At 74.5% G+C, this 7,488-nt stretch carries 4 protein-coding genes; 3 read left to right on the forward strand and 1 reads right to left on the reverse strand.

Annotation, left to right across the window (positions count from 1 at the left end; genetic code table 11):
• Positions 1-317 precede the first annotated feature (317 nt).
• Complete coding sequence (locus tag P3L51_RS33965) at positions 318-1,541, forward strand: pyridoxal phosphate-dependent aminotransferase (RefSeq protein WP_354609207.1); 1,224 nt, start codon at positions 318-320, stop codon at positions 1,539-1,541.
• A 16-nt stretch (positions 1,542-1,557) separates the two neighbouring features.
• On the opposite strand, the gene P3L51_RS33970 is transcribed toward P3L51_RS33965, so the two are convergent.
• Positions 1,558-5,601: a CHAT domain-containing protein gene (locus P3L51_RS33970; protein WP_354609208.1), complete on the reverse strand. Its 4,044-nt coding sequence runs from the start codon at positions 5,599-5,601 to the stop codon at positions 1,558-1,560.
• Between the two features lie 101 nt (positions 5,602-5,702).
• Here P3L51_RS33970 and P3L51_RS33975 point away from each other — a divergent pair, with 101 nt between their 5' ends.
• On the forward strand, positions 5,703-6,134 hold the full coding sequence (locus tag P3L51_RS33975) for a hypothetical protein (protein WP_354609209.1): 432 nt from the start codon (positions 5,703-5,705) through the stop codon (positions 6,132-6,134).
• A gap of 28 nt (positions 6,135-6,162) precedes the next feature.
• Entirely contained in the window at positions 6,163-7,047 is an 885-nt protein-coding gene (locus P3L51_RS33980; RefSeq protein WP_354609210.1) for a hypothetical protein, read from the forward strand.
• Positions 7,048-7,488 lie beyond the last annotated feature (441 nt).

The raw sequence follows: 7,488 nt of genomic DNA on the forward strand, positions 1-7,488 counted from the left end.
ACCGGAGGACGCGCCGGACCGGCGGCCGGCGGCGAGGCGCGCACCGCGGCTCCGGTTCCGCGCCCGCCGGCGCTTCGAAAGGGTCCCCAGCATGAGCAGGAGCCCGGCGACCAACAGTGCGAAAATCCCGAAGTCCAAGCCCAGAATGTTCATCGTCTTCACCGTCTTTCTGTTCCCCCGAAGCGAGGCCGCCGCACCGTCGCGTGACCGGCTTCGCCAGTGTTCGGCTTTCGTGCCGTCCTCTTTCGTGACAGGGGGATGCCCTGCGCCCCGCGAACCCAAAGCAGAGTTGAGCAACTCCAGAGCTTCGGCGCAGGATGGCCGCCATGACCGCCACGAATCCCCCGACACCCGCCGCGAGCGACGACCCCGCGCGCCGCCCCCTGCTCAACCGACGCCTCGCGGAGTTCGGGACGACGATCTTCGCCGAGATGTCGGCGCTGGCCCTGCGGACCGGCGCGATCAACCTGGGCCAGGGCTTCCCCGACACCGACGGCCCCGAGGAGGTCAGGGAGGCGGCGGTACGGGCGCTGCGCGACGGTCGCGGCAATCAGTACCCGCCCGGCCCCGGCATCCCCGAGCTGCGCACCGCCATCGCCGACCACCAGCTGAAGCGGTACGGCCTGGCGTACGACCCCGACACCGAGGTCCTGGTCACGGCGGGCGCCACCGAGGCCATCGCCGCGTCGCTGCTCGCCCTCGTCGAGCCCGGCGACGAGGTCATCGCCCTGGAGCCGTACTACGACTCGTACGCCGCCTCCATCGCCCTGGCGGGCGGCACCCGCGTCCCCGTCACGCTGCGGCCCCGCGACGGCGCGTACCACCTGGACCTGGACGAACTGCGCGACGCCGTCACCCCGCGCACCCGGCTGATCCTCCTCAACACCCCGCACAACCCGACCGGCACGGTCCTCACCCGCGAGGAGCTGACAGCCGTGGCCGCGCTCGCCGTCGAGCGGGATCTGCTGGTCGTCACCGACGAGGTGTACGAGCACCTGGTCTTCGACGGCGAGCATCTGCCCCTCGCGTCCTTCCCGGGGATGCGCGGGCGCACGGTCACCATCGGGAGCGCGGGCAAGACGTTCTCGTTCACCGGCTGGAAGGTCGGCTGGGTGACGGCCTCGCCGGAGCTGGTGACGACGGTCAGGGCGGCGAAGCAGTTCCTGACGTACGTCTCGGCGGGCCCCTTCCAGTACGCCGTCGCCGAGGCGCTGCGGCTGCCGGACAGCTACTTCGACGAGCTGCGCGACGATCTGCGGGCCAAGCGCGACCTGCTGTCGGCGGGGCTCGCCGCGGCCGGTTTCGAGGTCTACCGGCCGGCCGGCACGTACTTCGTCACCACCGACATCCGGCCGCTCGGCGAGAGCGACGGCTTCGCCTTCTGCCGGGCGCTGCCGGAGCGGTGCGGGGTGGTGGCCGTACCGAACGCGGTGTTCTACGACCACCGGGAGCAGGGCGCGCCCTTCGTACGCTTCGCGTTCTGCAAGCGCACGGAGGTCCTGGCGGACGCGGCGGCCCGCCTGAAGACGCTGGCGGGGTGACCTCCGGGGCTGTCCGTCACGGCCCCGCGTGGACCTGGCAGGCCCAGAGGCTCGGCGTACGGGGGTAGTCGGCCCGGACCTCGCACACCGCGCGGTGCAGGGCGCGCGCCGTGTCCTCGACGGTGAGGGCGGCCCCGGCGCCGGTGTCCAGCTGCTCGTACACCCGGCGGGCGATCCGGGTCCCGACCGTGTCGTCCACCTGCCAGAGCGAGCCGACGACATGCGGGAAGCCCGCCATCTGGAAGGCGCTCGCGATGTGTACGGACTCGTCGGCGAGTTCGGCGCTGATCCGCATGGTGTCGCACGCCGACAGGTAGGCCAGACGCGCGCCGGGCAGGCGCAGCCGGGCGAGATCGCGGATCGTCGGCGACGCGTCGGGCGGGCCGTGCAGCACCATCCGGCCGGCCGACGGGCGCAGCGGGTCGCTGACGGCGTGGCAGGCGAAGTGCGCGTGCGCGTGGTCGCGCAGCCGGGCCTCGACCGCCGCGCGGGTCGCCGCGCCGTCGGCGAGGACCGTGGCGTACGGCAGCCGTTCCGCCAGCCACTCGGCCTCCTCGCGCGCGCCGTGCAGCGCGGGCTGTCCATCCGCCTCCGGGACCGCGACGATCAGCACGGAGTCGTCCCTGCGGGCACGCACACCCACGCCCACACCCTCGCCCACGCCGCCGCCGTGTGCGTCGGCGGCCGGCCGCGCGTAGGCGCGCGAGGGGATACGGGCCGGGACACGCGTGCGGGCGTGGTGGAGCGTACGGAGCGTGGGGGCGTACGAGGACACCACCCGGTCGAGGGCACCGGGCCCGGTGCCGTACGGCGCGGCGGCGTGCAGGGGCAGCGTGCCGAGCAGCCCGCCCGGCGACCACCAGAGCCGCGGCGGCGCCTCCCCCTCCGGGGGGACGCCGAAGCCCAGCCGGTCGAGCACGGGGCCGGTGACTGCCGACCAGAGCCAGTCGAGTGTGGACCGCACCTCGTCCTGTGCCCGCAGCGCTTCCTCGTGACCGCTCCCGGGCGCGTTCAGCCGGGCGAGCGCGTCGTGGAAACGCTCGGTGTGCGCGGTGACCGCCGGTGCGGTGAGCAGCGGCAACGGTACGGCCTCGACGGACCGTCCGGTCACCAAGAGCGCTCCGCCGGACGGGACTTCGGCGGCGCCGCCGCTGTCGGCGCGTGGCACATGCACCAGGACGACGGGGCCGTGGGCGGCCGTGGCGGACAACTCGGCCTCGTCCCAGTCGCGTACGGGACGGAAGAGGCGCAACTCCGGGTACTCGGCGCGGATCTGTGCGGTCAGCTCGTCCCATTGGGCCGTCAGCCGCTGCCGTCGGTCGCTGGCGGGGTCCTCCCCCGCGGGCCCCCCGCTGTCCTCCGGTTCCGGCTCCGGCTCCGGCTCCGAGGCACCCGTCGACTCGTCGAGTCCGTCCCTCAGCCTGACCAGTCGGCCCGCCAACTCCGGTGCCCTGCGGGCCAGTTCCGTCAGGTCGCTGTTCGCGTCGAGGGCCTGCGCCAGCAGCACTCCGCGCGCCTGCTCCAACAGCCGTACCGCGAGACCTGGTTCACCGCACCGGACCGCGCAGGCGGCGGCCTCCGCGCCCAGCCCCGTCGTCTCCGCGAGCCGGACTTCCTGGTCGTCGCGCAGCAGATGGCGCGGCGAGAGGACCGGCATCAGGTCGACGGCGACGACGTACCCCTTCAGCGCGAGATCCGGCCGTCCGAGCTCCAGCCCGGCACGGGCCCACTTCCAGGCGGCCTCCAGCCGTTCGGACGGCGGGCACTGCGGTTCCAGCGCCGCCTCGCGGAAGGCCCCGGCGGCCTGCTTGAGATCGTCCTCCGCGCGCGTGCGCCCGTACCGTTCGGCCAGGGCCGTGCCGAGCGCGGACAGCCGCGTCGTGAGGTTCGGATGGTCCGGCGGGGTCACATCGACGGCCTCACGCAGCAGCCGGACCACCTCGTTCCGCGCGTTCGACGACAGAGCGGTCCGCAGTGAGGCCCGCTGGGCGGCGGCGGCCACCATCAGGACGTTCCCCCGCCGGGGAGACCCCTCGGGCAGCGCGGCGAGCACCGCGTCCACGAGCCTGCGCGCCTCCCGCACGTCGTGGCGGCCGAGCGTGATCTCGAAGCGCCGCAGAAGGGTGATCGAGAGCGCCAACTGCCTTTGCGGCAGGAGCGGATCGGTCGCATCGGTCAGCTCCAGCGCAGCCCTGATGTGCTCCACCGCCTGATCGGCGGTGGCCGGCTCCCTGGTCCGGTCGGCGGTACGGATCAGAGCGGCGCCCGTCGCGGACAGGATCGCGGCGCGCTTCACGGGAGAGGTGCCGGGCAGCGCCGCGGCGCGCCGGCGACAGTCCAGCGACTCGGCGAGATCCGCCGAATCCTCCAGCCGGTTGTGACGGAGCATCAGCGCGGCACCGAGATTGATCAGCCGTCCGCCGAGCTGATGGTGTCCGGCGGGTGTCTCCCGTACGGACTCACGCAACGCGTCGACCGCCTCGGTCAACTCGTCCGGCCCGGCCGCGTGTTGATGGCTGGAGACCAGGACGCCGCCGAGGTCGCCGAGTACGCCCGGCCGCGCCGCGTGACCGGCCGGGAGCATCGCGAGCGCCTCGCGCAGGCTCGCCGACGCCGTACGGAGATCGTCCGGGTCACCAAGACCCCGCTCGTAGCGACCACGCAGCTCCAGGGCGGAGTTGACCAGGCGCTGAAGCGTACGGCCGGTCGTCTCGTGGGTGGTGGCGGCGTCCGCGGTGATGGCGTCTGCCGTGGTGGCGTCCGCGGTGATGACCTCTGCCGTGGTGGCCGCGTCCACGTCCACGTCCACGTCCACGTCTGCTCCTGCGGCGACGGCGTGCGGGGCCTCGCCGCCGAGCAGGCGCCGCGCCTCCTCCAGATCGGTCACGTCTCCGAGGCGCGCGTACCGCGCGCGCAGGGCGACTCCCAGCTGTTCGTCCGCCCGCGACCGCTCCTGCGGTTCGGACCACATCTCCCGGCGCGACCGGGACAGCACGGTGATCGCCTCCTCCACGTCCGGCAGCGCCCCGGTCACCTCGTACCGCTTGAGGAGCGCGCCGCCGAGATTCGCCAGACCCGGACCCGGCCCGTTCGGGTCGCCGGGCGCGGCCCGCCGGTACAGCTCGACCACCTCGTCGAACTCCTCGACCGCACCGCCCGACCGATCGAGCCGCAGGGCCGACGCCCGCGCCAGGATGCTCCGGTACCGGGGAAGATCCAGGTCGCCGCCGGGGGCGCGGTCCGCCGCCTGAGCCACGACGTCACGCGCGATCCCGATCGCCTCGTCCAGGTCCTCCGGATCGGACGTCCGCTCGTAGCGCGCGACGAGCCACAGCCCGTGATCGCTCAGACGCGGCAGGCGGTCGGGGTCGTCGGCCGGGGTGAGCCGCACGGCGTGGCGCTGGAGCCGTAACGCCTCGTCGGCCAGGCGCGCCGACTCCTGCCGCAGCTCGTCGTCGCCCCGGGCGATGGCCGCCGCGGCCATCGCCTCCGCCAGCCGGCCGACACGGAGGGCGCGTTCCGGGTCGTCGTCATCGGTGGCGAGCACGGCGAGCCGTCCCGCGCCGATCGCCTGCGCCCGCACGATGTCGGGTGTGGTGCCCGGCAGTTCGAACGCCCTCGCCATCTCGGGTGGTGCCCCGGGCAGTTGACGGCCCTGCCCGGCGGCCGTGGCGGCCAGGCACACCAGCGTCCACTCCTCCGGCCCGTCCGCGCTCGCCGGATCCGGCCAGGACTCCGGGGGCTGAGCGGCCCAGAAGCCCGCCAACTCCGGTGGTACGGCGGCACGGTCGCGCACCCAGACGGGATAGAGCAGCATCCCGGCACAGCTGCCCTCCTCCGCGCCACGCCCCTCGCCGAGCGACGCGCAGCGGTACCAGAACAGCCAACCGGCCACGTGCCGGGCCTCCATGTCGGTGCCCAGGTCGCAGCCGCGCAGCAACGCCGCCACCTCGGCGTCGGCCTCGGGGCCGAACAGCATTGCCTCGTCGCCCTGTTGATCGACCCGCGCCAGCCGCTCGGCCACCGCGGCCAGCAGCCGCTCCCGACTCGTCACCCTCACCCTTACGCCCTCCCCCTGCTCGCCCCACCACGCGTCCGTTCCACTGACCCATTGTGTTCAAGCCGGAGCCAAGAGTGCGCGCCCGAGGCACACTTGGCGCCATGACCGCATCAGGCAGCGCGCCGGGGGAGCGTCGACGCACCGATTCCATCGCGGCTCTGTGCCTGCTGCTCAACGCCCCGGACGGACTGGGGAGCCGTGACGCCCGGGTCGCGGAGGCGGTCGGGCGGGCGACCCGGCTGCTGACCGCGAACGCCGCCGACCCGGATGAACTGGACGCCGCCCTCGACGCGGTGGACGAGGCGCTGCGCAGGGCGGGCGACGCGCGAGGGCTCGGCGGCCGACGGGGCGGAGTCCCGGGATCTTCCGCCGCCCTGCCCGGTGTCCGCCCGATGATCAAGGTCGCGCTCTGTCCCGGTACGGTGCCCTGCACGCGCCGCGAGCCCGCCAAGGACCTGTGGCCGGCGCCCGCGTGCGCGGTCAACGGCGTACGGATGCGCAAAGAGCGCCTGCGCGAAGACCCGACGGCATGAGCCCGGGGCTCTCGACGTATCCGCGCCGGTGAACCCGCTCCTGGTCACGCTCGGCACGAAACTCACCGAGCGGTGGCTCAACCTCCTCGTACTGCCCGGCGCCCTCTTCCTGGGCGTCCTCGCCGCCGGCACGACCCTCGGGCACACCCACTGGTACGACATCCACCGACTGAGCGAGGCACTCGACGACCTCACCGCCCGGCCGGTCATGGACCGCACCGGCACGGCGGCGGTCGCGGTGGCCGCCGTCCTTCTGCTCTCCGCGGGACTGTCGCTGGCCGCGCAGTTCGTGGGGGCCGCCGTCGAGAGCTTCTGGGTGCGCGAGAGCCGCTTCCCCCTCGGACGCCGCCTCCAGCGCCGCCGTCACGCGGCCTGGCGGCGCCTCGACCGCGCACGGACCGACGCGATCCGCGACCCGGCCACCCCGGCCGCCGGGATCGAACGCCTCACCCGGGCCCGCGACCGTATCGCCCTGGTCCCACCGAGCCGCCCCACCTGGTACGGCGACCGTCTCGCGGCGGCGGCCCGGCGGGTCCACGCGGCGTACGGCATCGACCTCGCCGCCGTCTGGCCACGCCTCTGGCTGATCCTTCCCGAACCGGCCCAGCGCCAGATCGAGTCCGCCCGCGCGTCCCTGGCGGCGGCGGCCCGGCTCGGCGCGTGGTCGCTCGGCTGTCTCGCCGTCGCCGTCTGGTGGTGGCCCGCCGTCCTGATCGCGGCGGGCTGCGCGACGGTGGCCCGGTCCCGCGCCCGCGAATCGGTGGAGGCGCTGGCATCACTGGTGGAGTCGGCGGTGGACGTACACGGCAGGGACCTGGCGGTGCTGCTGGGCCTCCAGGGGCCGGACACGCCGGGGCCGCTGTCGCCGGACAGCGGGGACAGGCTGTCGGAGATCTTCCGCAAGGCGGACTGAGGGCCGATGCGGGCGCGCCTGGGCGCGGACGCGCTCGCTCACCCGCTCACCCGCTCACCCACCGCCTGTCACGCCGACACGCCGCCCCGCCCCGAACACCCCTCGTACGGCGCCGCTTCGTACCCGGTCGGCGGGCCTGCGGTCGCGCGGTCCGTCGGCGGCACGGAGGGTCGGCTCGACCGATCACGCGCGCCCGGAGGTGCCCCCTGTCCGCCGACACGCTCGACACCGTCGACGCATCCGACACGGCGAGACCCGCCGACACCGCCCCGACCGCCGCCACAACGACCGCAGCCGCCGCCAAGAAGGCGACCGCGAAGACGACCGCCGTGAAGTCGGCGAGCGCGAAGACGACCGCCGCCACAACGGCCGCGCCACCGGCCGTCACGTTCACCTTCGCCTCCGTCCCCCTCGCCCCCCGCCGCCGCGCCACCCGTCTCA

The organism is Streptomyces panacea, assembly GCF_040560175.1.
Classification (GTDB): Bacteria; Actinomycetota; Actinomycetes; order Streptomycetales; family Streptomycetaceae; genus Streptomyces; species Streptomyces panacea.

Bases quoted from the DNA above. Each gene is read 5' to 3' on its own strand.
- P3L51_RS33965 (WP_354609207.1), top strand. From the start codon at position 318: ATGGCCGCCATGACCGCCACGAATCCCCCGACACCCGCCGCGAGCGAC.
- P3L51_RS33975 (WP_354609209.1), top strand. From the start codon at position 5,703: ATGACCGCATCAGGCAGCGCGCCGGGGGAGCGTCGACGCACCGATTCC.